Raw genomic sequence first — 26,687 nt, forward strand, 5'->3', positions numbered from 1 at the left:
AACCATGATTGCAAAAACTTCATACACCGCCATTTTGTTCCGGAGCATTTTGCTTTTTGTGACGCTGGCAGCAACTTCGTTTTTTTTGGTGAAGGCCTGGTACTTATGGGCGGCGCTCATTGCGCCTTTTCTTATTTACCAGATGATTGAATTTTTTCGGTTTCAGAAAAAGACGCACGAAGAAGTGAACCAGTTTTTAGAAGCCATTCATTACCGAGATTTCTCCCGGCAGTTTGATGTAAAGCATGCTTCCGCCGATATTCAACCCTTGCGGCAAGGCTTCAATGAAATCAACACCACCTTCAAAGTCATCAGCAAGGAAAAAGAAACGCAGTATCAATACCTGCAAAAAATATTGGAGTTGGTGGACACGGGCATTCTTTCTTACGAAGTGGAAAGCGGCGAAGTGATTTGGATGAACGAAACGCTCAAAAGACTGTTGGAACTTCCGTACCTGCGCACCATTCATTCCCTTCAAAAACGAAACGAAGCTTTGTTTACCGAACTGCAGGCCATTCGTCCTTCCGAAACCCGCATCGTAACGGTTCACCTGGAGAAATCAACCTTTAAAGCGTTGTTGTCGGCATCGGCTTTTCAAATCAACGGCAAGGGTTCAAAGCTTATCGCCTTTCAAAATGTGAACGAAGCCTTGGACGAAACCGAATCAAAAGCCTGGCAAAAATTGTTGAGCGTGATGACGCACGAAATCATGAATTCCGTGGCGCCCATTTCTTCGCTGGCCGAAACATTGAAGAATCGCTTGCAACTGGCAAGCACGCAACTTGAAGACGATGCGGTGGAAGATCTGGAACTGGGCATTGACACCATCAAGCGAAGAAGCGAAGGCCTTTTAAAGTTTGCCGAAACTTATCGAAGCCTAAACAAGATCACAACGCTTAACCTTAAAAAAATTTACGTTCGCGAACTCTTTGCGCACTTGCACCAACTGATGCAGCCAACGTTTGAACAAAAAGGCGTTGAACTGGAAATCATTCTCAAAAATACCGATCTGCAAATGATGGCTGACCCAAGCTTGCTGGAGCAGGTTTTCATCAATCTTATTGTAAACGCACTCGAAGCCGTAAAAGAAGCGGCGCAACCCAAAATCATTCTTTCCGCCGGTCAGTTGCTTGATAAAAAAATCATTCTCAAAGTGGGCGACAACGGCAGCGGCATGGCCGATGAAGTGGTAGACAAAATCTTCATCCCTTTTTTCAGCACAAAGAAAACCGGCAGCGGTATTGGCCTTAGCCTTTGCAAACAAATTGTAATGCTGCACAAAGGCACGATACAAGTGCAATCGAAGCAGGGGCAGGGAACGGTTTTCGTGATGCAGTTTTCATAAAGAAGCGCATTAAAATTTGGGTTAGTTTTAGCCAACCGAATTTGCTTGTGCCAACAAGCCGCACCTTTTGATTGCTGCGCCATACCCATTGAAAGTTTTACGTCATCAATAAAACTACCTGTATGAGCAGCATCCCGCAAGAATGGTTGCAACACGCACCCAAACCCCGCGAATTAAAGAAAGGCGAGAACTGGAACGTATTTCTTTCTTACCGTTCCGTTAACCGCACGTGGGTATTAAATCTTTACGACATCCTGGTTGAATTGGACTACAAAGTTTTCATGGATCAATTTGTGTTGAAGCCCGGAGATGTATTGATTGATCTTTTGGAAGATGCTCTTGCCACAAGCCAGGCCGGCGTACTTATGTGGTCAAATGCCGCTGAAGATTCGGCATGGGTGCGCAAAGAATACAACACAATGGAACGCAAGGCAACCACGAACAAGGACTTCAAATTCATCCCCATCAAACTGGATGCGAACGAGCTGCCGGAGTTTGCAATGAACCGCATCTTCATGGATTTTTCGTCGTATCCCGACGGGCCGAACGGCGGCGAATTGTTGCGTCTTTTGCACGGCATTGTTGGGCAGCCTATGTCGCCGGAAACCGTTCGCTTTGCGGCCGAACAAGACGAAGCCGCCGATGAAGCAAATGAGGACATAAAATCAGCTTTGCGAAACGGTTATCCCGAAGACATCATCGCTCTTTCAGAGTCAGATGGCTTGCCTTGGCGAACTACGCCGTCTCTTGGATGTAAGGCAGCGGAAAGCCTTATCAAACTCAAAAAAAATACAGAAGCTATTGCCATTCTGGAAAAGCTTGAGGTGCGTTTCCCCAAAGCGATACGGCCCAAACAACTTCACGCACTGGCCGTTGCCCGCCTTGGCGCCGACACGAGAGATCCAGCAGCCCTGAAACAAGCGCAGCGCATCCTGAGCAAACTATACGACACCGGCGGAGGCGATCCCGAAACGCTTGGTATTTATGCCCGTACCTGGATGGACCGTTATGCATTGTCGAATGACGTAAACGATTTGCAGCAATCAAGAGATTATTATGCCGAAGCGTTTAAACGAGCGCCTGATGATTATTACACCGGTGTGAACGCTGCCGCGAAAAGTATTTTCATGGGCACGCAAAAGGCTATGGACGAAGGCATGACTTACGCAAAGCAAGTGGAAGACCTGTTGCAGAAAAGAGCCGAAGCAAGGGCGAACGGTGAAACGAAGGTGAAGGAAGATTATTGGGAATGGGCTACGGCCGGCGAAGTGTTGCTGATGCAAAAGAAATACGCCGAAGCCGGCGAAACGTACAAAGAAGCAATCAAACTGGCCCGCACCGAAACAGGTTCGCATGAATCAACCTGGAAACAAGCCTGCCGCCTGATGGAAAAATTAAAGCCTTCCGACGAAGAAAAAACACAAGTGCTTTCTGCCTTTACACATCTGAAGGATTACGACAAGTTCAGCGAAGGAAGCTGAGAGTCTTTCGTATCGTTAGCTTATTGTTGCCATTAGCTGTAAATTTTATTGCGCCTGCTTTTGCATTGCCCATTGCTTGTTGCCAATTGTCCTTTCTCGTTCGTAGCCTACATTTAGCCAATGGCAGATGTGACGATAAAAGATCGGTTTTCGGCATTGGGTAATTTACCGGCCTTTTTCAAATTGGTGTGGCAAACCAATCCTTCGCTTACGGTTCTCAACGCCGTGCTGCGCATTTTTCGGTCGGCCATTCCCGTTGCGGTTTTGTACGTGGGTAAATTGATTGTTGATTACGTTGTGCAAATCAGTCACGGCGCAGGCGTTGATCACAAATACTTGTGGGAGTTGGTGGCCGCTGAAGCCGGCCTCGCCATTCTTTCCGATGCTTTGGGAAGAGCAACTACACTCATAGACAGTTTGCTCGGCGATTTGTTTTCCAACTATACCTCCGTAAAAATTATGGAACACGCTGCCATGCTGGATTTGGAGCAGTTTGAAGACACAACCTTTTACGACAAATTAGAAAGGGCAAGGCAACAAACCATTGGCCGCACCATCCTGCTTTCGCAGGTGCTCAGTCAGGTGCAGGACTTAATAACGATGGGTTTTTTAACGGCAGGATTAGCGGTATTTAATCCCTGGCTTTTGCTCCTGCTTTTTGTGGCCGTTCTTCCATCTTTTATTGGCGAGAGTTATTTCAATGACAAGAATTATTCGTTAAGCCGCCGGCAAACGCCGCAGCGCCGCGAACTTGATTACATCCGCTACATTGGCGCCAGCGATGAAACGGCCAAAGAAGTAAAGATTTTTAGTCTCTCTGGTTTTTTAATTGATCGCTTTCGGCAGTTGTCGGATAAATTTTACACCGACAACAAACAGCTTGCGATCAGGCGTTCGTTGTGGGGAACACTTTTTTCTTTGCTCGGCACAATGGGTTATTACGGCGCCTATGCGTACATCATTTCCAAAACCATTCAGGGCGTCATCTCCATCGGCAGTCTTACCTTTTTAGCCGGATCTTTTCGCCAGTTGCGCGGCTTGCTCGACGGTGTTCTTTCGCGTTTCACGGCTGTCTCGCAAGGCGCTATTTACCTTAAAGATTTCTTTGATTTTTTTGAGATTAAACCGCAAATAAAACCGGCGCCAAACGCAAGGCCTTTTCCCAAAAAAATTGAAGAAGGCTTCCGGTTTGAGAACGTTGGTTTCAAATATGCACATTCGGATAAATGGGCCAACCGGCATTTAAATTTTACACTAAAGGCGGGTGAAAAATTGGCCTTGGTGGGAGAGAACGGTGCAGGCAAAACAACGCTGGTGAAATTGTTAGCGCGGCTTTACGATCCAACCGAAGGAAGAATTTTACTTGACGGCTACGACCTGCGCGAATACGATCTGCGCGACGTGCGAAAGGCCGTGGGCATCATCTTTCAGGATTACATCCGTTATCAAATGACCGTTGCACAAAATATCGCCGTGGGCAATATTGACGAAAAGGAAAACCGCGAACGCATTGAAGATGCGTCGAAAAAAAGTCTTGCCGATTTATTGGTGCAACGGCTGGAAGGAAAATATGACCAGGCTTTGGGCAAGCGTTTCAATCAGGGTGTAGAACTTTCGGGCGGCGAATGGCAGAAAATTGCGCTGGCAAGAGCCTACATGAAAGACACGCAATTGTTGATTTTGGACGAGCCGACATCAGCACTTGACGCAAGAGCCGAGTACGAAGTTTTTCAACGTTTTGCCGACCTCACCAAAGGCAAAACCGCCGTGCTCATTTCGCACCGCTTTTCTACCGTACGCATGGCCGACCGCATTCTGGTTTTAGACAAAGGCGAGCTGCTGGAAGAAGGCAGTCACCGCGAACTAATCAACAAAGCCGGACGTTATGCCGAACTGTTTCAACTGCAGGCAAGAGGGTATCAATAATTACGGATGAGGTGAAGGAATTAGCGTACAAAATTTTCAAATTGAGAATTGTTTCTCTATCTTTCAGAAAGCACTTTTCCTCACTCCCCAACCACACATTCGTTTACCCTCGTACCCTTAAAATGAAAACGGAAGCGACTTATGGCAAAGGTCAGAATTGTATTTCCGTCGCTGTTTAAGCTCTGGGATTTTAAGTTGAGTTTCCGCGAAAGTGTGGTAAAAACGATATGCACAAAACGCACCCTGATTTGTTGTTGTTCTGAGTCGGAAATTGAACTGGCCATTCACGCTTACGAAGCAAAAGTAGAAGCTGCTACCGAGCGGTAAACAACAAGCTGAACTTCTCTCCCTACATTAAATTTCTATTTCGATATCTCCGCCTACCGGGTGTCCGACACAGGTGAGCACCAAACCTTTTCTCAATTCTTCTTCCGTTAATACTTCGTTGTACGAATGCCAGACGTTTCCGCGTAAGCATCTTGCCGCACAGTTACCGCATTGGCCGCTCTCGCAACTGTAAGGCAGTACAATGCCTTCGCCTTTTGCTGCTTTTAAAATTGAATCGGGATAGCGAACCAGAACGGTGTAAAGCTTGTTTCTCGTTTTGATAACAACGGTGTGATCGTTCTTGTCCGGTGGCGCTGCGTCTCTTTTGGTTGTAGTCGTTAAATAAAAATTTTCTCTTTTTATGTGAGCCGGTTTCATGCCCGCTTCTTCTAACGTATAAACGCACAAACGCATGTAGTTTTCGGGACCGCAAGTGTAAAAAAGCGTTTTGTCTTTTTCCGTTGCGGTATAACGTTCGAGCAAAGAAAGAATCAAACTGCGGTGCAGCCTTGCTTTGGAAAGATCAACCGCGTTGCTGAAAAGTAATTCCAGGTGAAAGCGTTCCGCAAATTCTCCTGACAGTATTTGTAAGGATTTAAGAAAGATAGTTTTCTCCACTGATGCATTACTGTAAACTAAAACAACCGATAAATGCGGCTGTGTGTAAAGAATTGTTTTGAGCAAGGAATAAGCCGGTGTAATGCCGCTGCCGGCCGCGAAAAAGAAAATTTGTTGATAGCGATGTACGTCATCCGGCAAAACAAAAAAGCCGCCTGCGCCTGTAGTTAAAAGTTCATCACCAGGCTTTGCGCGGTCAATCAGTATCCGCGAGAACGCACCGTTCTCTACCCTCTTCACGCCAATGGAAAGGAGTTCGCTCAATGCTGGTGCAGACGTGATGGAATAAGAGCGTCGCAATTCTTCACCGCCTTCAAAGTGCACAAGCGTCAGGTATTGTCCGGCTTTGTAGGAAATGCCGTGGCCTTCTTCAAACACAATGGTTTTGAAATCCTTCACTTCCTCTCTGATCTCTTTTACGCGAAGTGTTTTGTAAAGTTCGTTTGGTGTTGCCGTCATAAAATTTGTATCGTCTCTTCACTTGCTTCTGCAAGTTGGATAAATTTAAGAAGGCTTTTCTCTGCGTCGTGTGCAATCCTCTTTGCACAAAAACTTTACACCGCTTCATTTCGCTATCGCTTGGATTTGCTACATTAAGATTTTAAAACGTTGCAAATGACAGACAGAAGAAGCTTTCTGAAAAACGCCGTTCTTTCTTCAACCGGCTTGTTGGTGTTGCCGCTTCTTTCGTTTGATGAAAAGCGTTTTGAAAGCAAGGCGATCAACGGCAATCTGGAAGAAGGTTTTTTGCATCCGCCCGCATCAGCGCGGCCGCAAGCTTACTGGATGTGGATGAACGGTCACATTACCAAAAGAGGCATCACGCTTGATTTGCAAACGATGAAAGATATGGGCCTTGCAGGTGCTTTTGTTTACAATACAAACGAAGGCGTTCCGCAAGGTCCGGTTGTTTATGGCAGCGAAGAATGGACGGATTTATTGCTGCACGCGACAAGCGAAGCGCAACGTTTGGGGCTAAAACTTTTTATGCACAATTCGCCGGGCTTTTCCAGTACCGGCGGCGCAAAAGTTTATCCCGAAATGAGCATGCAGGAATTAACCTGGAGCGAAAAAGTTGTTCAAAGCAACGGTCTTATTGACCTGCAATTGCCGCAACCGTTCACAAAACTGAATTATTACAAAGATGCTTTTGTAATCGCTTATCCTTCGCTTGCGGCAGAGATCAATGCTGCGCAAAACAAGCTTGTAAGCGCAAGCCTCAACGGAAAGGAAATTGACAAAGAATTGTTGCGTTCAAAAGAACCGTCAACTTTTGTTGAACTTCTGCCAGTGGCGAAAGAAGCTGCTTTGCTGCAACTTGAATTTGCAGCGCCGTTTGAAGCAAAAGCCATCACCGTGAAAAGGCTTGCCGCTTTTTCTCAAGCCGGCTTTAACGCAGAATACAATCACCCGCTTTCTCTTCTTCTGCAATGCTCCAACGACGGCAAAAATTTTGAAACCGTTTGCACCATCAATATGCCTTTGTTGCGCTACATGAATGCACCCGGTGCGCAAAGCTTTCCTGCGGTGAAGGCGAAATATTTCCGGTTGCTAAGCAAAGAAGCGGTGCGGTTAATTGTTGTTGAATTGCATGCAGCGCCGCGATTGCAAGGCTGGCCGGGCAAAATAAATTTCACCGAAACCAATGGGAGAGAAGATGAGCAGATGCTTGCAAAAGAAGACATCATTGATCCTGCGTCGGTGATAAACATCACGGACAAATTAGGCGCCGATGGACGGTTGCTTTGGAACGCACCAGCAGGCTATTGGACCATCCTTCGCATTGGACATACATGTACCGGTGCGCAAACCGTTTCTTCGCCCGATGGCGCGAAAGGATTGGAGATTGACAAGTTCAGCAAAGAAGCCGTTGACGGTTATTTTGGCCTTTATCTCGATACGCTGTTACAAAAGTTGAAGCCCTTTATTCCGCAAACGTTTAGCGGAATTTTTATTGACAGTTGGGAAGTAGGCAAGCAAAACTGGTCAGTAAATTTTCCAACTGAATTTATACAACGATGCGGCTATGATATCGTGCCCTGGTTACCCACATTAACCGGCCGCATTGTTCAAAATACAAACGACACGGAAAAATTTTTGTGGGATTTGCGCCGCACCCAAGCATCGCTTGTAGCCGATAATTATTACGGCCGTTTTAAAGAACGTTGCGCAGCATACAGCTTACAACTTTATGCGCAGCCCAATGGGGACGGCGTGTTTGATAGTTTAGAGGTGGGTAAAAATTTAGAAGAACCGATGGCGGAATTTTGGGTGCGAAATGTGCCCGGCACGTTGAACGTTTGCAAGCAGGCCGTTTCCATTGCACACGGTTACGGAAGAAAGATTGTGGCAGCAGAAGCATACACGGGAATGCCGCAAACGTCACACTGGACGGAATATCCTTATGCCTTAAAAACGCAGGGCGATTATATTTATTCGCTCGGCATTAATTGTTTTGTTTTTCATGTTTTCGTTCATCAGCCTTACACCACGGGCTTTCCGGGCATGACGATGGGCCCTTACGGCACGCACTTCGACCGGAATTCTACCTGGGCTAAACAGGCAAAGTCTTGGGTGGCTTATCTCTGCCGCACGCAGTATTTATTGCAACAAGGCTTGCCCGTTGCAGACGTTTGTTATTTCAAAGGCGAAGACGTGTCATCGGGCATACCTGATGTGAATTATGTGAATCCTCCTGTGCCGCGAACGCTTGCGGGAGATGTGATTGGCCCGGACGTTTTGTTGAAGCAAATGCGAGTTGAAGAAGGTAAAATTGTTTTCCCCGATGGCATGAGTTACGGTGTGATGATTCTCGCTCCGCTTAAAAAAATTTCAATCAAAATATTGCAGCGATTAAAGGAATTGTTGGAGGCGGGAATGACGCTTGTCGTGTCGGTAAAGCCAGAAGACACGCCAGGGTTGAAAGACGGTAATGCGGCAACAATTATCAATGAGCTATGGAACAATCTTGATGGGCAAAGCGTGAAGAAGCGGAGCGTTGGCAAAGGCGAAATTTATTGGAATAAGCCTTTTGAAGAGATACTAAATGAACTAAAAATCTATCCTGATTTTACGTTCACTTCACGGAACGCGGATGCGGCTATTCATTATACACACCGAAAACTAAGCGAAGGCGATCTTTATTTTATCAGCAATCATCTTCGCAGAATGGAAAGCATTGTTTGCTCTTTTCGTGTGAGCAACAAAACAACCGAAATCTGGAATCCGCAAACAGGAGAAATACAAAAGGCGGCCTTGTATTCTTTTGATGAAGAAAGAACGAATGTGCCGCTCGAACTCGAACCCGCCGGCTCTTTGTTTGTTCTCTTTCGCAAGAATGATAAAGGACCTTTGTTTGATAGCGTTTTGCAAAACGGCGTTGAAATCATTTCAACAAAACCTTTCCATGCAACTCCGCAAAATCTTTGTGAAGCAACATTCAACAATTTTACCATCACGCTTTGGATAAAACCTGATGTTCCCTCCGAACATCCAAAAGGCATTTTAATTTTTCCGCCCGAAGGTGAATTGGTTTATGGATTTAATCACGCGGCTTGCGGTTTGGCGGCAGGGCAAGACGGCGTTCGTGTTTACGAAAGAACAAAAGGCCCAAACAGAGATGCAATACCGGTTATTGCACACGCACAAGCCATTGAAGGATGGACGCACCTTGCCTTGCTTTATGCAGGCGGAAAACCGTCTTTGTTCATCAACGGCAAGCTGGCTGCAGAAGGAAAATCATCAGGTAAAATTGTTCATCCCGGCCTTCATACGCCGCCAACCGACGAAGCATTTTCTGCTTATTTTGAAGGCGCTCAAACAAAGGCTGAACTGATTAGTGAAGCATTGTCTGCGGATAGAATTTACGGCTTGTATAAAAGAGGTTTACCTCCGCCTGAAGGCCCATCCGCCGTCACTGTTTTTCAGACGCAGAAAGGCGAAGTAAAGGCAAGGATTTTTGCAAACGATTCTTATCAAATGAAGAGCAACGGCCAAACAAAACCTTTTGAAGTGAAACACTGCAAGACGTTTGCGGTTGAACGTCCGTGGCGGGTGAAATTTCTTTCGGCTTATCCTGGGCCGTCTTCAATTGTGTTAGAAAAACTCATCTCTTTGCACAAACATTCAAACTTCGACGTGCGGCATTTTTCCGGCACGGCTGTTTATCAAACTTCCTTTTCTTTTTTTGAGAAAAACCTTTCCGCGGAACAACGTATCCTTCTTCATCTTGGCCGCGTGGAATGCATGGCCGAAGTAAAATTGAACGGAAAAGATCTGGGTATTTTTTGGAAAGAACCGTTTGTTGTGGATATAACAACCGCGATACGTTTTGGGAAGAATGACTTGGAAGTTGAGGTTACCAATCTTTGGCCCAATCGGATGATCGGCGACGAATATCTCCCGGCGGAAAACGAATACGACGGCAACGGGTTCATCAAAAAGTTTCCCCGTTGGTATTTGCAGAATAACCCCAAGCAAGGCGCACGAAAAGCCTTTTCCGCATGGAAGCCTTTTAAGAAAACTGACCCGCTTTTGGAAGCCGGCTTATTGGGGCCAGTGATGTTGATTATGGGAGTAGAATTGCATTTGCTTTGAAAGCTAAAAATCAAGTTCATTGCCTCGGTTACTGAACGTTGTACACGATTTTTTTTATGTGAAATTGTCCGTACACAAATTCGCCGTCGGGGTAATGCCAGATGGCTTCGCCGTAAGAAGGCAGGTTGTAGCCGTCGAAGTTTTTGTAATCTTTTACCGGTGTTGAAAACCGGTATCGTTTTTTATCGGCGATGGCATAACGGTCATCAGAAATAAAATTTGTTAGTTCGCCTTTTACATTGAACAGAAGTTGTGCGGTAATGGATTCATCTCTCACGGTAAACGTTGCTTTTGCAACCGTATCGTTAATCGCTTTCCATTGAATGCTTTTGTCAATCAACGTAGCCGGTGCTAAAATGCACATGTCGTTAAAAATAGTGACGGTTTCCGCTTTGTTCAACACACCGCCGCTTTCGCTTACCATTGGAAAAATTCCAAAGAGTTTGATGTGCATTCCTGCACGGCCATTCTTGTAATGGTGGTAACCAGGCACGGTAATACCAAACATCTTTGCTTTCATAAAAAATAATCGTGTGGGTTCGCCGGTAAAATTGTGCTGCTCCGAGGTAAACGGAAACCAGTCTTTTCCTTTGTCCCTCATGTGACCATCGAACAAAGCTTTGTAGCACCCAACCTTTTGCTTTCCCACAACGCCAACGTACCGCAGGTATTTTTGAACGGGAAGCGGCAAGTGTTGAAGGTCTGCTTCGCCGATAGTATCCGCTTCGGTTTTTGTTTTTTGCCGTGCGCTGGCAACGTCTTCCCGGTAGCTTTTTTCAAAACGCCAGCTTCCGAAAGAAAGAAGGCAAGCCAATAGAATAATGCTGTTTGCGATGGTGCCAAACCTGGCTTCTTTCCACACGGAAAAAATAAGAAACTGTGACAGCATCACCGCAACAATTCCAACCATCCACCACACATTGTTTTTTGTAAAGAACAGAACCGTTGCTATAAAAAACAACAACGCCGTAAAAAGCCACAGCAGGCCAACCGGTTTTGCAATGTGCTTTGTTAGCTGCGCAAAATTTTCGTAACCGAAAGCCCTGGCAAAGCCCATGCAATGAAGTGCGCCGTGGAAGAAGAGGATAACCAGGAGAAGATTACGTAGCATGAAATATTTTTTAAACCACACGAATGCTACAGCGCCTCGTTGCAGTCATGAATGGCAGCGCTGTTCTGTTTCATCCATTCATAAAACTTCAAGGCATCCGCTTTTTTAAACAACTGCGTTCCCTTGTTGACGGTGGCTGCGGTGCCGCAGGCAATGCCAAATTGAACGGCGTTTTCCAGGCTTTCCTCTTTTCCCAGCATCCACACAATGCCAGCCACCATGCTGTCGCCCGCACCAACGGTTGTTTGCCTTTTTACCGTGGGTGCATGAAATTCTTTTGCGCCGTCTTTCGTTACCAGCATTGCACCCGAAGGCCCCATCGAAACAATGATTGCCTCGCAATTGCTTTGGTGAAAAACGGCTTTTGCGAACGTTGCAATCTCACTTGGCTCCAGGTATTCTTTACCAGCCAAGAAACACAACTCCGTCAGGTTTGGCTTAACGAGGTAAGCACCGTTCTTCATGATTGTTTCCAAAGCGGCACCCGAACTGTCAGCAATAAATTTGACACCCTTCTTTTTTGCGATGAGGGCCAGTCGTCCAAGAAAAGAAGCATCAGCACCGGGCGGTAAACTGCCGCTGCAAACAAGAAAAGAAATTTGCGGCAAGCCGAAAATTGTTTCCTCTATCGTTTTCAATTCGTCTTTGCAAATGGATGGCCCCGGCATTACAAAACGATATTGCCGGGCCGTAGCCGTTTCGTTCACGACAAAATTTTCTCTTGTGTCGCCTTTAATGGGAATGGCTTTTACCGCGATGTCTTTTTCTTTCAGAAGCTGCGTTACCGTTTCGCCGTTAAGGCCGCCGGCAAAAAAAACAGCGAGACTTTCCCCGCCCAGTTCTTTCACCGCTTTGCTTACGTTAATGCCACCGCCGCCTGCTTCAATCAGCACATCGCTGCAGCGCATTTTTTTCTCCGGCATCAGTTGCGCCACGCCGGTGCTTTTGTCAAGTGCAGGGTTGAGTGTAAGCGTTACAATCATGGGTCGTATGCGGTGGCTTTGATAAAATTTAATTTGTTGTACACATCATTGTAGAAGCGGATGGTGCCTTCTGCGGTGTGCCACACCGTGCTGTAAAGAACAACAACCGGCAAGGGTTTCTCTGCTTTCACCACAACCGGCGCTTGCTGGTTAATGCAGCCTTTTGCCGTTAACGTATCGATGGCGATGCGGTTGCCGCCCAATAAATAATGCGCTAATTCTTCTGGCTTTTCTACCCGCATGCAACCGTGACTGTAAAACCGTCTTGAAGAAGAAAACAAAATCTTGCCCGGCGTATCGTGCAGGTAAACCGTGAAGGGATTGGGGAAATTAAACTTGACGAGACCCAGTGCGTTGTCGCAGCCGGTTGATTGGCGAATGACGTAAGGAAAATTAGCGGCGTTTAACGAACGCCAGTTGATGTTGTAAGGATTGACTACTCGCCCTTTTTTGTTCAATACCTGGAAATTGCCAAGCTCGAGAAAGCGAATATTTTTTTTGATGCTCGGCAGCAACTCTCTTGTTGCAATTTTATTCGGTACGTTCCAGTAAGGATATAAAATCACTTCGTTAATGGTGCTGGCAAGCGTTGGTGTTGGCGTGGACGGTTTGCCCGCAATAACTCTCGATTCAAGAAGAAGCTTTTCGCCGTCGTAAAGAAGGAAATTAGCGGAAGGAATGTTCACAAAAAGTACCGGCGTCGCTTCTTTCATTGCCGCCGTCCAGCGAAACAAGTTGACGGCGGCTTTCAGTTCTTCCAGGCGTTGGCTTACCGGAACGTTAAGTGCGGAGAGTGTGGTGCTGCGCAGGATTCCATCGCTTAATAAATCAAAAACTGTTTGCGCTTCTTTTATTCTTTTCTGTAATTCATTACTCGTGCTGCGGTTTTCAACCGAATCCGTAAATCCTAACAGGTAAAGTTTGCGCAGCAAGGCCTTGTTTGTGCTGTCGGTTTTGGAAGAAACAATTTTGACTTCACCGAAGCCCTTTGCCTGCATTGTTTGCAACAACCGGTTGTAAAGCTGAAGCGCATTTTTGTAAGCTTTTGCCTGCGGTTGTAAATCATCTGCCAGGCTGTACAATTCGCCCGGCAGCAAATGCGCTTGCAGGGCGGAAGCGATTGAAGGAAAAACATTGGGAGAAGGAAGGCCGTTGTAGCCGAGCGAAGGGCTTTTGTTGCCAACCTTTAGCTCGGAAAAAAAATGAAGCGCCGCATCGGTAAAACGCAGTTCTGTTTCTGTTGAATCAACCGTGCGAAGAGTTAATCGCTCAGGATAAAACCCGCTCATGAATCCTTGCTGGTAATCGCCTTCGTTCAGCGCCAGTGAACCCGATTTGTGCAGTAACGTGAGCAATTCCTTTTGCAGCGAATCGCGGCCAATCCACGCCGGTTGCCAACCGCGGGCTTCGTAAAATTGTTTGACCACTGAATAACGGGGCCAGTCCTTGTAGGACTCAAGTTTTTCCGCCGTAAACCATTGGGCTTTTGCTTCTGAAAGCAGGCCCCAAAGCATCAATAAACACGCAAGCACCTTCTTCATTTTCTTTTCCTGTTTTGTGTTAACGAATCCGTTGATGTTGCGGCTTCTGCTTTTTCTTTTCCAACGCTTTGCAACAGCTTTAGCCGCTGCCTGATGGAACGGTTGCGTTTAATTTTTTTGAATAAAGTATTGGTACAACTTCAGTAACCATTCGGCAACGTGCTGCCGTGCAAACAAGAGCCCGAAAATGGCGACAACGCTGGCCGCAATCCAGGCAGCGTATTTGCCCGCGGTAAGCGCATCGTTGGCGTAAATGAAGGTTGCCATGATCTTTCTTTAAGCGATGAAGTATTTGTTTTCATAACCCTTGTACTCATTCAACCGCCACCTTACTTGTGTGCGACAAAAACCGGCAGTTGATGATCCTGAATTAAATCCGCTACAAAACTTTTTTTAAAGGTTTCGGAAATGATGGAACGGTGATACGAGCCGCTCACCAAAATGGAAGCTTCTTGCTCGCCAATCCACTCGCGAAAATATTTTTTGGGGTTGATGTCGGCTTTGTAAAGCGTAAGGTTTTTGAAATGCTGCGAAGCCAGTTCAATTACCTGGTGCTTTGACGGAAATTCTTTTTCCACGTTTTTATCGGCATACACCAACAGCGTTTTATTAGCGGACAGTTCGGGAAACACATAAGCAAACTGCTTCATTGCGTACACCGATTCTTCGCTGCCGTTGTATGCCAGAATGTTGTTTTCCGGAAAGGTAAATTTCTCCGGTACCACCAATACCGGGCATTCTGAATTGTGCAGTACGTTGCGGATGTAGTCGTATTGATTGGCACCGATAACGTGCTTGTAAAACAGTTCGCCGCTCAGTATCATCACGTCGGCAAAGCGGGATTCTTCTTTTAATTCGGGGAGCGCAAAGTTTGAAAAATCTTTGTGTACGCGATAGCTGATGTCGTTGGCCTGGCAAAGCTTTTCGAACCGTGCGATGTTTTTTATAACGTAAACGTTTTCTTCTTCCTCAATCAGCGGAATAAAAACCGGTGCGTTCATGCCCGTTGGCGCATAGCTCCACAGGTTGGCGTAGTCGAGCTGCGGTACAAATACGCCGGTTACCATCAACGGTTGCAATTCGTTAAGGCGGCGAATAAATTCGAAGGCGCCAGTAGAAAAGTTGGTGCCGTCAACGGCAAGGATGACCTTTTTCATGATTGTGGTTTTGTCCACAAAGTAGGCAAGCCGCGGGGCGATAAAACTGATGCGGAGTAGCGAGTCTGCTGACAGATGTCAGCATTGCATCTTTAGGTTTCGAGCAATGATTTCTATCAGGAGAAAAGATGGCGACAATCATCGCTGCAAGAAAAATGCGGCGCTACATTCAACAAAAAATTTGTCATGCTTGGCACGCTCAACGCTTCTGAAATCGAAGCGGTCTTAAAATCGGGTCTGATTGGCCGCATCGGCTGCAGCGCCGATGGCGAAACTTATGTGGTTCCCATCAGCTTTGCCTACGATGGACAATACATTTATTGCCACACCCACGAGGGGATGAAGACGGACATTATGCGCAGGAATCCGCGCATTTGTCTTCAGGTAGATGAGATGCAGAACATGGCCAACTGGCGCAGCGTGATCGTGCAAGGTGTTTACCAGGAGCTAACCAACAGCGGCCTGCGTGCAGCAGCAATGCAAACCTTGCTCAACCGTTACCTGCCCATCATTTCCAGCACCACCACGCACCTTGGCGATCACTGGCCCTTTCACTCAGAAAACATTGATGCCATCAAGGGCGTCGTGTTTCGCATCGCCATCAAAGAAAAAAGCGGACGCTTCGAAAACTCCACCCAATCGCCGCACATGGCAGGATAAAAAAGATTTGCTTTCGGTTAGGTGTTCACAGTCGTTTGTACACCCAGCGTTTCGTTTGTTCGGAAAGAAGAAGGTAAGCAAGCGTAATCAGTAAAATACCGGCAAGCAGGGAAAGCGGCAGGGGAAGGAAGGCAAACAGTTTGGCGAAGGGCCAATAAGAAAGCGATACGCCGACCACGAACACTGCCAGCGTTGCATAACGCAAATAGCCTGCGGGTTTGCTTTTGAAGAAAGGCCGCTTTGTTCTTATCACCCATAAAATCATCACTTGCGTTAACAGGCTTTCGGTAAACCAGGCCGTGCGAAACGTTGGCGGCGTTGCACGAAAAACAAAATACAGCAAGCCAAACGTGGCAAAATCAAACAGAGAACTTTGCAGGCCAAAAACCACCATGAAGCGGCGGATGGCGGCTATGTTCCATTTTTGCGGACGCCTTACCAGTTCCTTGTCCACCGCATCGGAGGCAATGCCGAAAGCCGGGATGTCGGAGAGAAAGTTATTGAGCAAAATTTGTATGGGCAACAAGGGAATGAAAGGTAAAAGCAGCGAAGCAATGGCCATGCTGAACATGTTGCCGAAGTTGGCGCTGGTGGTGACGAAGATGTATTTCAACGTGTTCATGAACGTCTTGCGGCCTTCTTCAATTCCATTGTTGATGACATCCAAATGCCGGTCGAGCAACACCATGTCGGCGGCTTCTTTTGCCACATCCACCGCACCTTGCACCGAAATACCGACATCGGCTGCTTTGAGAGCACTGGCATCGTTGATGCCGTCGCCCAAATAACCGACGGAGCAACCGCTGTTTTGCAGGGCTTTGATGATGGCTTCTTTTTGCGCCGGCAAGGTTTCGGCAAATAAATCCGTGGCGGCAACTTTTGCTTTCAGTTCTTCCGCGTTCATTGTTGCGAGTTCGGCACCTGTTACAATTTTTTCCGGGCTCAGGTTAATTTGCGAAGCAATGTATTGCGCCACGCGGTAGTTGTCGCCCGTAATAATTTTTAGCGAAACGCCTTTGCTTCTTAACTTTTGAATGGAGCCGAGAACGTCTTCCTTTAACGGGTCGGCAAAAAGCAAGAGGCCTGCAAAGATCATCTCGCATTCATCGTCTTTGTTAATCACCGGGTCGCCGGTTACATCTTTTACCGCAATGGCCAATACGCGAAAGCCTTTGTCGCTGTACGCTTCAAATTGTTTTTTTAACGCGTCTTTTTTTGCGGTGATGGGCACAAGATCGCTGCCTTCTTCTGCCGTTGTGCACACGTCAAGAACCGTGTTGAAAGAACCTTTGGTAATCATCAGGTGCCTTCCGTCTTTTTCGGCCACAATGCTCAATCGCTTTCGGATAAAATCATACGGCACTTCGTCGCACTTGGTATAGCCGGTGATGTCAATTTCCTTTTGTTGCCGGATGGCTTCGTCAATGGGATTGGCGAAGCCGCTTTCAAACGAAGCGTTGAGATAAGCGTACCGCAACAAGGCCTGTTCTTTCGCTGCATCGCTGTCTGCGGCCGTTTGTAACTGCACCACGCCTTCGGTAATGGTGCCGGTTTTGTCGCAACACAGCACGTCTATTTCGCCCAGGTTTTGAATGGCGCTTAATTTCTTTACAATTACTTTTTGCGCCGCCATCCGCCTGGCACCGGCAGAAAGCGTGAGGGTAAGAATGGCGGGCAGTAAAGCCGGTGCAATGCCCACCGCAAGGGCTAATGAAAAAAGCAGGGAATCAAAAAAAGGACGGTGAAAGAAAAGATTGAAAACAAAAATAGCGGACGAGATAATGACCGTGAGCCAAACCAGGAATTTCCCGAAAGAGGTAATTCCCTTTTCAAAGGAAGTGAGCGGCGCTGCTTTTTGAATAGAGCCGGCAATCTTTCCCAATTCAGAATCGCTGCCGGTTTTAACGGCAACCACCGTAGCCGTGCCGTTAATAACGCTTGTGCCTTTGAACACGGCATTGGATGCCTTGTTCAACGACGAAACAAAACTTTCGCCTGCAAATTTTTCGACGGCGAAAGATTCACCGGTAAGCACCGATTCGTTTACGTGCAAATCGTTTGCCTCTAAAACCAAGGCGTCGGCGGGAATCATGTCGCCGGCCCGAAGCAAAACAATATCGCCTTTCACAACTTCTTCTATTAACACGTCCTGCACTTTGCCATCCCGCCGCACCGTGGCTCTGGTGTGTATCAGCGCTTGCAAAGCCTGCACGGCACGGCCCGCGTTTCGTTCCTGCACAAAACCCAAAACGCCGCTGGTCAACAACACCAGCAACACAATTAAGCTGTTGGAGTATTCGCCCAAAACGGTTGACACAATAACGGCGAACAGCAGCAGCAAAATCAAGGGGCTTTTAAACTGCGAAAGCAAAAGTTTCGCGTCGGCTATCCACGGCTTTGTAAGGGTTTTTGTTTCGCCCTGATCCGCCATGCGCTTCCGCGCTTCTTCAGCCGATAAGCCATTTACAGACGATCGCAAGTTGAGAAAGGCGGTATCCGTTGTTTGTTGCCAAAAGCTTTGCGATGTTTCCACACCCATTGTTTAGTTGCCAAACTATTTTTTTTCGCCCCAAACCTGGCTAACAGCCGTCAGAAGGCAAGTTGACCATATGCATACAACGATCAACAATAAACAACGTAGCAACAAGCCCGGCTTACAGCTTTAAAAACTCCAGCAGTTTGTACACCAGGAACACCGGCCACACAATGGCTTTCAAAAAGCCCAGCACGCCCATCCAAAAGCCGGCGGCGTGCTGAATGAAATAAATAGCTGCTCCCAAAAAACCGAAGCCGTAAACCGCATCGTGCTGGCGAATGTCGTATGTTCTTTGCTTGTCGGTCATTGCATTTGTTTATTGAAATTGTTGGTTAGCTTATTCGGCAAGTTATTTTATTTACGAAAGCATTGCATTCGGCAATGGCCTTTGTGTTTTGAAGAGAGCAATGCTTTAAGCGCAAAGCCAATCACCGCGCCGATGAAAACTAATTTTCCGGGTGAAGCCGAAATGAAGCGAACGCCTGCCGGAGAGATTTCATACACACCTTTTGCTTGTGCCTTAAGTCCGCCACCACCTCCGCCACCTTCACCTTCGGCGGTTTGTTCGGTTAAAGAGGTTTCTTTCTTTGGCCTCTTCCCTTGCCCAAATCCGCCGCCAAAACCATAGGCAATCCGGGCAACCGGAACAATGGTTTTATCGCCCGCTTGTATCGGTTCGCCAAATACGTTTTTAACCGTTGCGCCCTGCGACAAAATGGAGGCTAATTGTTGAACAAAATTTTCCGTTGCCATAAATGTTTTTTTGATGTCTCTACAAATGCCTGGACAAGAATTACCGGCTATAAAACACGTAGCAATCCCTTTCCGCTACAAGCTATTTTATACAGCTAAAAGCTTTAGCGGTGACATAACAATTCCTTTTGTGAGGAGAAGATTGACACACGAAAGTTAGTTTTCTAATAAGTCCTTAAGCAAAGACTTGTATCAGTCAAGGGCCTGTTTATGGTCAGGAAAAGCCGGCAGGGAAAAGCTTTTCAGGTTGGCTTTGTACAATTCGAACCAACCTACGCAAAGCAGCGCCGTAAAAAGACAAACAAAGAAACGCAGCGGAGGAAGGTTCGTCATGCCAAAGAAACCTTGCGCGAAAGGCGCAAACAAAAGCAGCAGCAAAAAGCAGATGGAAAGAACCATGGTCGGTAATGCCAGGTTGTTTTTGTAGCGGATTGTTTTTAGGATCGTTTGCTCAAAGGAACGGTTGGCATAAGTTAGAAAGATGTTGCAAAGAATGAGCGTGATGAACACAACGGTGCGTACTTCTGTGATGGAGGCGCCGGTAGCTGAATAAAAATAGTAAAGCAGCAGAATGCCAAGGGCGATAATCAATCCCTGCGAGATGCTGATAAAGAGTTCATCGCGTGCAAACCAGCCCTCGTTGCGGCGGCGCGGCGGCTGTAACATTATGGCGGCCTCCGCGGGTTCGCGTTCGTAAAAAACAGAACAGGTGGGACCCATGATCAGCTCCAGAAAAATCACGTGAATGGGTGTATAAATGTTGGGATACTTCCAGCCGAGCAGCAAGGGCAAAGACGCAATCAGGATGATGGGAATGTGAATGGAAATGATGTAACGCACCGCTTTCTTGAAATTGCTGAAAATCTTGCGGCCGTATTCAACGGCATCGCCAATCTTGCGCAGGTCATCATCGGTTAAAATAAGGTCCGCTGATTGTCGCGCTACTTCGGTGCCGCCTTTGCCCAGGGCAATGCCAATATCGGCCGCTTTCAAGGCGGGGCCATCGTTTACGCCGTCGCCCGTCATGGCCACGATAAATCCTTCGGCCTTCAAGGCGTTCACTACTTTCAGCTTGGCTTCGGGATACATGCGGGTGAAAACATTGGTGGTGTGCACAAGCTTTCGCAATTCTTCATCGTTGCTTTGCATTACCTCGTCTCCCGAGAGCGACGGCACGCCGTTACGCAAACCAATTTCAGTGGCAATGGCGTGCGCCGTTTGCGCATAATCGCCGGTGAGCAATTTCGCCGTGATGCCGGCCTTGTAAAACTTTTGCAGCACGTCTTTGACAAAAGTTTTTGGCGGGTCGTATAAAGAGAGCAAGCCCGTAAACTGCCAGTGAAATTCATCCTGCGTTTGCGGAAAGGCTTCGTCGGTGTGAAGGGCCGTTGCCACGCCCAAAACACGATGACCTTTCGACGCCAGTGAATACGCCTGATGCAAAATGGATTCGCGTTGTTTGGCGGTAAGGGCACAAACATCAAGAATGCGTTCCACCGCGCCTTTGGCCGCAGCACGAAAACCATTGCCTTCGGCATACACGTGCGTCATCATCGGCGGCCTGCCTTCCAACGCAAACTCTTTTACCATCTCGTGCCGCTTTCGTGAATCGCCTGTTTTTTCAAAGGCTTCTTCAATGGCTTTTTCCATTGCATCAAAAGGCGATGCTTCGCTGGCAAGAAAGGTGTAGTACAACAGGTCTGCCGCAGAAAAATTGCTTTCGTTGCCGGTAAAAGGACACACTGCATCCACCGACATTTTGTTGGCCGTAATGGTGCCGGTTTTGTCCAGGCAAATTACGTTCACCGCACCAAGGTTCTCTACGGTTTGCGGTTGCCTTGTAACGATGCCCAACTTTGACATGGAATGCGCACCCAGCGCCATGAAAGACGAAAAGGCAACGGGAATTTCTTCGGGTATAGCCGACATGGCCAGTGTAAGGCCAAAGAGCAAACTGCTGACAAAATTGTGATTGTGAAAAAAGTTTACGAAGAAGATGAGGAGGAAGGCCGACAGGCCAAACAAAGCCAGGCGTTTTACCAGTTTGTTCACCCGAAGCTGTAGTTCCGTTTGCGTTTCGTTGTAGGTAATGATGGATTTGCCAATCTTGCCCAAGGCCGTGTGCACGCCGGTGGCCGTCACCGTTGCCGTGCATTGTCCAGAATTGATAACGGTGCCCTGGAATATTTTTTCTTCTGCATTTTTTTCTACGGGAAACGCTTCACCGGTAAGGATGGCTTCGTTCAGCGTTAAATCGTTTGCGTGCAACACTGCGGCATCGGCCGGAACTTTTTCGCCTTCGCTAAGCAAAAGCAAGTCGCCGGGAACGATCATTTCCACAACGATGCTTTTTCGCACGCCGTCACGCACAACGGTAGCTTGCGGTTCGGTTAAATCATTTAATGCGGCCAATGCATTTGATGTTCGCACTTCCTGGTAAACCGAAATGGCGCCGACGAAACAAAGTGCCACCACCATCATAAAACCCTCGGCGCTTTCGCCCAGCAAAAAATACAAAGCGCAGGCAAGCACAAGCAACAGGAACATCGGCTCTTTTACCACGCCGGCCACAATGTGCAGCAGGCGTTTGCCTTCGTTTAAATGCACGGCATTTTTTCCGTATTGCTTCAACCGCTCCGCGGCCTCATTTTCAGTTAATCCCTGCATAGGTTTTACTGTGCGGTTAAAATTATTTAAAGGAAAAGACTGTTGACGTTGAACCGCATTCTCGAAACAACTTCCGTAGCGTTTGCGTTTTGTTGCGCCAGCGTTAAGTTATCCGTCTTTGTTGTTTCCAGCCATACGCCTTTTGACAAACGAAAGACTTGCACAGAAACACCCAACTCTTTTTGCAGGCCCAGCTCAAAGTCGGCGACGGTAGTGGTGGGAAAGAAAAAATAGATGCCTTGCCGAAGCATCGGGTAAGCCACCGACAGCAAGCTGTCGTCGTGTAACATTTGCTTTAAAGGCGAGCCTTCCTCTTTCTGATGCGCCGTTCTGAAGAATTCAATTTTGAGGCTGGGAAAAGTGTGGGCAAATTCTTGTTTTACTTCGCCAACCGTTTTTGTTTTTTGAATCGTGAGCTGCATAAAAATAATTTGCTGATGAGTAAATGCTTGTTCGAATTGTGTTCCCAATCCAGGCAACGGTGCAAGGTAAGATTGGCGAAAGCCGGCTACCAATGATGCCGGTCAGGAAAAAGGGTGAATGCCGTCAGCAAAGCACAACTCACCGAAGCGTCGCTTTTCAAGAAGGATCAAAGCGTTTAGTGCGCATGGTTTCGCAACAAAAAATAAAACACAAGAAAAAGAACGACCATGATGATGACCGCGTAAAATACCAGGTGTGTCGAGGGCCTTGGTGTACGCTTCGGAGAATATTTAGAAGAAGATGAAACACGCATAAGCTTTGTTTTACGTAATCAAATTTTTTGAAACGGCAAGAAATGTTTCCATTTGGCGATTGTTGTTTTATCGCCGCAACGCTTTTCGCGACGTGACAAGTTTTGTTTGGCCCCGCCTGCGATTTTTGTTTTCGTTGTGGATTTTTGCGTCTTCCCTCCGCCACAGCAAGGCAGCAAGCACCATCATCCACAGCATAAAGGCGCCGATGTTGATGCGCTCCCAAACACCTGTGAACGGCGTCGGTGCGTTCACGGAAATTTTTGGCGCGTCAATGCCGGTGAGCATTCCGAACACGGCGAAAACAACCAGCGTTGCGTAGCAGTAAACACGAAACCGTTTTCCCAATGTCTTTGCGGCAAACCAAACGGCAAGAAACATGAGTGCAACGGTAAGGGCAGCAAGAACAAGGTGCATCGTGTCGCTGATGGTTGCGCCACCGGCTGCCAGGATTTCGCGGCGGTGCATGGGCGCAAGCGGCCAGAACAAACTCACGATGCCGTTTAACAGCAGAAGATTTCCCGCCTTGCGCAAATGCTTGTTTTCTGCGGCCGCAATGCGAACGGCCCAACCAAAGCAAAGGAAGAGCAAGGTATAAACAGAGCCGAGTATGACCCACACCGTTTTTGTTGGAGCGCCAACGGCCGATAACTCGCTTACCGTTTGCGACGCAACGTTGTAACCGTTGTACAGCATCGGTACAAAAATGTTCAAAGCAGTGTACCAAACGGAAGCAAAAACACCGCAAAGAAGCAAGGCCTTTGTGCTGTTCCGCATTTCATTAATCGTCTGATTTTTTGTTTTCATTTTGCTTTCTTTTAAGATGAAGAATGAAAACCTCTGCTGCAAGGTTTTTTGCCTTATCGAACGACAATTTTATCCGGTAATTTTTTCGGAAAAAATTGCGTCAGTTCATTTCCTTCAAACACCTTGGTGCTATAAATAATAACTTTCATAACAAGACGGTGGTGGATGGTGAAGAAACGGAAGTGCGGCCGGTTTCAGTTGAAGGCAAAAGGTTTTTCAACGCCGCTACCACATCATTGTACTGGCGTTGCTTGTCGGCGACGATGTGTGCATGCAGCGACTGTAGAACGGTGATTTCTTCTGCGTTGGTTTCCAGCAGCGAATACGGCGGTTCAAAAAAGCTCACCGCAACAATGTTGTCCATAAAATCACCAATTATGGCGGAAAGGTTGTCGCAGGTTCTTTTGTTTAAAAGCGGCGGCTGAAATTCTGTCTTCAGCCCGTCTTTAATCCAGGGCCACACGTACAAAAAGCGTTTTAAAATCTTGCGCACTTCGTGCAGGTCTTCGTTGCGAAGAACGGGTTGTTTCAGCAAGGTAAGGAGTGCCGTAAAGTTGTTGATGATGAAGTTTTTTATCCTTGCCCTTTTCAACTTCTTCGGCGCCGCTTTGGTTAATTTGTTCGAATGCTTTTTTACGTCGAGATGCAAGGCTTCTTCGCGTGCCGACGCCTTTTCTTCTCTTTCTTTCTGTTGCAACGATTGCAGGTAATACAGCGGCGGTGATAGCTGAAGTTGCTTGCACAATGTTTCTATCCGCTGGTTGTGCAATTGCAGGTTTCGAACGTTGCCAACGGTGTGATAAAAATGCCGAAGCGGCTGTTTAATTTTTAAATCGCCTGCCGGTTTATCGCCGTTGAGCAGCCACAAAAACGAATTGAGTTTTTTTATGCGCAACCTGAAGTCGTGTATTTTTTCCAATTCAAAATCTTCCAGCACGTTGCCGTACAGCGGCTGTAATTTTTCGAAATGTTTCTTTACGCGTTTCTTCACTTCAGAAGATTTCATACGCTTCGTTTAACGGCGATTTGCTTGCGGCCGCAACTTTATCCTGCGCGGCTTCTGCGTCGCAAATATTTTTTATGCCTTTCAGCAAGGCATCGGGATTAAACGAAATGCTGCCGATGCCTTTTTGCACGAGAAATTTTGCGAAGGATGGATCATCGCTTGGCGCTTGCCCGCACAGGCCAATTTTGACGCGGGCCTTCACAGCTTTTTCTATCATCATGCCAATCATCAATTGTGCCGCTTCGTCCTTTTCGCTGAAAAGATGTTGCAGCAAACCGGAGTCGCGGTCAATGCCAAGCGTAAGCTGCGTTAAGTCGTTTGAGCCAATGGAAAAGCCGTCGAAGAGCTCGGCAAATTTTCCGGCCAGCAAAACGTTGCTTGGTATTTCGGCCATCATGTAAATCGCTAAGCTTTTATCCGTTGTTCTGTCCAAACCGTTTTGGGCCATGACCTCAATTACTTTCTTTCCTTCGTTCACCGTGCGGCAAAACGGTATCATTAATTTCACATTGCTTAATCCCATGTCCCCGCGAACTTTTTTTACGGCTTCGCACTCCAGTGCAAAACCTTCTTTGTACAAGTCGCTGTAGTATCGCGAAGCGCCGCGAAAGCCGATCATCGGGTTTTCTTCGGCCGGCTCAAAAGCGGCTCCGCCAATAAGGTTGGCATACTCGTTTGTTTTAAAATCGCTCATGCGCACAATCACATCTTTCGGATAAAACGCCGCCGCAATGGTGGCGATGCCCTGCGATAACTTGTCAACAAAATATTTCTTTTTGTCTTTGTAATGATGCGTAAGGGCTTCAATTTGCACTTTGGCTTTTTCGTCCGTGAGAGTGGCAAATTTTGCCAACGCCATTGGATGCACTTTCACAAAATGATTGATGATAAATTCAAGCCGCATCAGGCCTACGCCGTCGTTTGGATAAAACGAAAGTTTAAAGGCTTTGTCGGGATCGGCGGCAATCAGCATTGCTTTGGTGCGCTGCGGCATCTTCACGGAAGAAAAGTCCACTTCTTCCAATTCAAAAGGCAGCGCTCCTTCGTACACGTAACCGGCCTTGCCTTCGCAACAGGAAACCGTTATGACATCACCGGGCCTGATTTTTTGCGTGGCGTTTTCGCAGCCCACAATCGCAGGCACGCCCAACTCTCTCGCCACAATGGAAGCGTGACTGGTGCGGCCGCCTTTGTCGGTAACAATGGCGGCAACGTTTTTAAGCAGCGGGTCCCAATCGGGACTGATCATTTCCGTAACAACGATTTCCCCATCTTTCAAACCGGCTGCTTCCGAAGGAGAATGCAATACCCGGGCTTTGCCGACGGCGACTTTGTTGCCAACGGCCTGACCCTTGGCCAGCAGGTTGCCTTTCTTTGTTAGCTGGTATTCGCTTGCAAGGGTTGTGGTCTTTGCCGACTGCACCGTTTCGGGACGTGCCTGCAGAATAAAAATCTTTTCGCTGACGCCGTCCTTTGCCCACTCAATGTCCATCGGTTTGCCGTAGTGGTCTTCGATGGAGAGACACCATTCAGCCACCTGCCTGATTTCTTCGTCGGTCAACACAAACTGTTCTTGCAGGTGTTTGGGTGTAGGAATGTTTTTTACGGGAGAAGAAGAGGCTTCATCTGCATAAATCATCATCAGCTCTTTGTCGCCCAACCGCTTTTGCAGAATGGCGTTTTTGCCCTGCCGTAGTGTTGGTTTGAAGACGAGGAATTCGTCTGGGGTTACTGTTCCCTGCACCATGTTTTCGCCCAAGCCCCACACGCCGCTAAGATGAATGACGTTGCGAAAGCCGCTTTCCGGTTCGAGGGTAAAGGCGACGCCGGAACAGCTTTTATCGGCCCGAACCATCAACTGAACGCCGACGGACAGCGCCACTTTTTCGTGCGCAAATCCGTTGTCTTCGCGGTACTTGATGGCGCGGTCGGTATAAAGCGAGGCAAAGCATTTTTGCACAGCGTGTAATAATTCTGCTTCGGTATTGATGTTGAGATAAGACTCGTGCTGCCCGGCAAAACTGGCCTGTGGTAAATCTTCGGCAGTGGCGCTGCTGCGTACGGCAAAGCCTGCGTGTTCGTCTTCGCAAAGCTCACGAAACTGAAACAGGACGGCATCGCTGACAACAAGGGGCAAACTTGCCTGCATCATCAAAGCCCTTGCTTTTGCGCCGGTTTCTTTGAGATTAGAAAATTTTTTTCGGTCCAGTTCGTCCATCAATTTTTGAAGCGGCAGGCGCAAGGCGTTTTCATCGAGGAAGAGCCAGAAGGCCGCGGCGGTGGTGGCAAAACCGTCGGGCACGGGAACGCCTTTTTCGTGCAGTTTGCTGAACATTTCACCCAGCGATGCGTTCTTGCCGCCTACCTCGGGTAAATCGGCCAGCGATATTTCGCTAAACTTTTTTACAAGCTTTGTCATAACGAATTTGTTTTGAAAAC

General features: G+C 47.4%; 20 protein-coding genes. 6 read left to right on the forward strand and 14 right to left on the reverse strand.

Annotation, left to right across the window (positions count from 1 at the left end; translation table 11 throughout):
* Window positions 1–4: 4 nt before the first annotated feature.
* From FSB75_RS19005 to FSB75_RS19020, 4 genes are all read left to right on the forward strand, one after another.
* Window positions 5–1,345 (forward strand): sensor histidine kinase, encoded by a 1,341-nt coding sequence (locus FSB75_RS19005; protein WP_146790712.1) that lies wholly within the window; start codon window positions 5–7, stop codon window positions 1,343–1,345.
* Between the two features lie 122 nt (window positions 1,346–1,467).
* Window positions 1,468–2,826: a toll/interleukin-1 receptor domain-containing protein gene (locus tag FSB75_RS19010; protein ID WP_146790714.1), complete on the forward strand. Its 1,359-nt coding sequence runs from the start codon at window positions 1,468–1,470 to the stop codon at window positions 2,824–2,826.
* Window positions 2,827–2,946: 120 nt separating this feature from the next.
* The gene (locus FSB75_RS19015; protein ID WP_146790716.1) at window positions 2,947–4,752 is read left to right on the forward strand and encodes an ABC transporter ATP-binding protein; all 1,806 of its coding nucleotides are present in this window, start codon (window positions 2,947–2,949) and stop codon (window positions 4,750–4,752) included.
* Between the two features lie 141 nt (window positions 4,753–4,893).
* Window positions 4,894–5,079: a hypothetical protein gene (locus FSB75_RS19020; protein WP_146790718.1), complete on the forward strand. Its 186-nt coding sequence runs from the start codon at window positions 4,894–4,896 to the stop codon at window positions 5,077–5,079.
* Window positions 5,080–5,106: 27 nt separating this feature from the next.
* On the opposite strand, the gene FSB75_RS19025 is transcribed toward FSB75_RS19020, so the two are convergent.
* Window positions 5,107–6,156 (reverse strand): ferredoxin--NADP reductase, encoded by a 1,050-nt coding sequence (locus tag FSB75_RS19025; RefSeq protein ID WP_146790720.1) that lies wholly within the window; start codon window positions 6,154–6,156, stop codon window positions 5,107–5,109.
* Between the two features lie 156 nt (window positions 6,157–6,312).
* Here FSB75_RS19025 and FSB75_RS19030 point away from each other — a divergent pair, with 156 nt between their 5' ends.
* Window positions 6,313–10,293 (forward strand): glycosyl hydrolase, encoded by a 3,981-nt coding sequence (locus tag FSB75_RS19030; protein WP_146790722.1) that lies wholly within the window; start codon window positions 6,313–6,315, stop codon window positions 10,291–10,293.
* 28 nt (window positions 10,294–10,321) lie between these two features.
* Here FSB75_RS19030 and FSB75_RS19035 read toward each other — a convergent pair whose 3' ends face one another.
* From FSB75_RS19035 to FSB75_RS19050, 5 genes are all read right to left on the reverse strand, one after another.
* Complete coding sequence (locus FSB75_RS19035; RefSeq protein ID WP_146790725.1) at window positions 10,322–11,404, reverse strand: DUF6544 family protein; 1,083 nt, start codon at window positions 11,402–11,404, stop codon at window positions 10,322–10,324.
* A 26-nt stretch (window positions 11,405–11,430) separates the two neighbouring features.
* Window positions 11,431–12,387 carry a 1-phosphofructokinase family hexose kinase gene (locus FSB75_RS19040; RefSeq protein WP_146790727.1) on the reverse strand — a complete coding sequence of 319 codons (957 nt, stop codon included), beginning with the start codon at window positions 12,385–12,387 and terminating at the stop codon, window positions 11,431–11,433.
* The gene (locus FSB75_RS19045) at window positions 12,384–13,928 is read right to left on the reverse strand and encodes a L,D-transpeptidase family protein (RefSeq protein ID WP_146790729.1); all 1,545 of its coding nucleotides are present in this window, start codon (window positions 13,926–13,928) and stop codon (window positions 12,384–12,386) included. The genes FSB75_RS19040 and FSB75_RS19045 overlap by 4 nt, the downstream gene beginning before the upstream one ends.
* A 108-nt stretch (window positions 13,929–14,036) precedes the next feature.
* A complete protein-coding gene (locus FSB75_RS21895; protein WP_172623226.1) occupies window positions 14,037–14,195 on the reverse strand; it encodes a hypothetical protein in 159 nt (52 codons plus the stop codon).
* Between the two features lie 62 nt (window positions 14,196–14,257).
* Window positions 14,258–15,085 carry a hypothetical protein gene (locus FSB75_RS19050; protein WP_146790731.1) on the reverse strand — a complete coding sequence of 276 codons (828 nt, stop codon included), beginning with the start codon at window positions 15,083–15,085 and terminating at the stop codon, window positions 14,258–14,260.
* Window positions 15,086–15,271: 186 nt separating this feature from the next.
* On the opposite strand from FSB75_RS19050, the gene FSB75_RS19055 reads away from it, so the two are divergent.
* Window positions 15,272–15,745 (forward strand): pyridoxamine 5'-phosphate oxidase family protein, encoded by a 474-nt coding sequence (locus FSB75_RS19055; RefSeq protein ID WP_146790733.1) that lies wholly within the window; start codon window positions 15,272–15,274, stop codon window positions 15,743–15,745.
* Window positions 15,746–15,770: 25 nt separating this feature from the next.
* Here the strand turns inward: FSB75_RS19055 and mgtA are convergent, their stop codons facing one another.
* The 8 genes from mgtA to ppsA form a co-directional block, all read right to left on the reverse strand.
* A complete protein-coding gene (gene mgtA / locus FSB75_RS19060; protein WP_146790735.1) occupies window positions 15,771–18,284 on the reverse strand; it encodes a magnesium-translocating P-type ATPase in 2,514 nt (837 codons plus the stop codon).
* A gap of 115 nt (window positions 18,285–18,399) precedes the next feature.
* The gene (locus FSB75_RS19065) at window positions 18,400–18,588 is read right to left on the reverse strand and encodes a hypothetical protein (RefSeq protein WP_146790737.1); all 189 of its coding nucleotides are present in this window, start codon (window positions 18,586–18,588) and stop codon (window positions 18,400–18,402) included.
* A 47-nt stretch (window positions 18,589–18,635) separates the two neighbouring features.
* Entirely contained in the window at window positions 18,636–19,034 is a 399-nt protein-coding gene (locus FSB75_RS19070) for a GerW family sporulation protein (protein WP_146790739.1), read from the reverse strand.
* A gap of 192 nt (window positions 19,035–19,226) precedes the next feature.
* The gene (locus FSB75_RS19075) at window positions 19,227–21,701 is read right to left on the reverse strand and encodes a cation-translocating P-type ATPase (RefSeq protein ID WP_146790741.1); all 2,475 of its coding nucleotides are present in this window, start codon (window positions 21,699–21,701) and stop codon (window positions 19,227–19,229) included.
* Between the two features lie 26 nt (window positions 21,702–21,727).
* Window positions 21,728–22,123, reverse strand: a complete 396-nt coding sequence (locus FSB75_RS19080; RefSeq protein ID WP_146790743.1) for a hypothetical protein — start codon at window positions 22,121–22,123, stop codon at window positions 21,728–21,730.
* 381 nt (window positions 22,124–22,504) lie between these two features.
* Window positions 22,505–23,242 carry a DUF998 domain-containing protein gene (locus FSB75_RS19085; protein WP_146790745.1) on the reverse strand — a complete coding sequence of 246 codons (738 nt, stop codon included), beginning with the start codon at window positions 23,240–23,242 and terminating at the stop codon, window positions 22,505–22,507.
* A gap of 145 nt (window positions 23,243–23,387) precedes the next feature.
* Window positions 23,388–24,248 (reverse strand): CHAD domain-containing protein, encoded by an 861-nt coding sequence (locus FSB75_RS19090; RefSeq protein WP_146790747.1) that lies wholly within the window; start codon window positions 24,246–24,248, stop codon window positions 23,388–23,390.
* Window positions 24,235–26,667, reverse strand: coding sequence for a phosphoenolpyruvate synthase (ppsA, locus tag FSB75_RS19095; RefSeq protein ID WP_146790749.1), 2,433 nt, complete (start codon window positions 26,665–26,667; stop codon window positions 24,235–24,237). The genes FSB75_RS19090 and ppsA overlap by 14 nt, the downstream gene beginning before the upstream one ends.
* Window positions 26,668–26,687: the final 20 nt, after the last annotated feature.

It is taken from the genome of Flavisolibacter ginsenosidimutans (assembly GCF_007970805.1).
GTDB lineage: Bacteria > Bacteroidota > Bacteroidia > Chitinophagales > Chitinophagaceae > Flavisolibacter > Flavisolibacter ginsenosidimutans.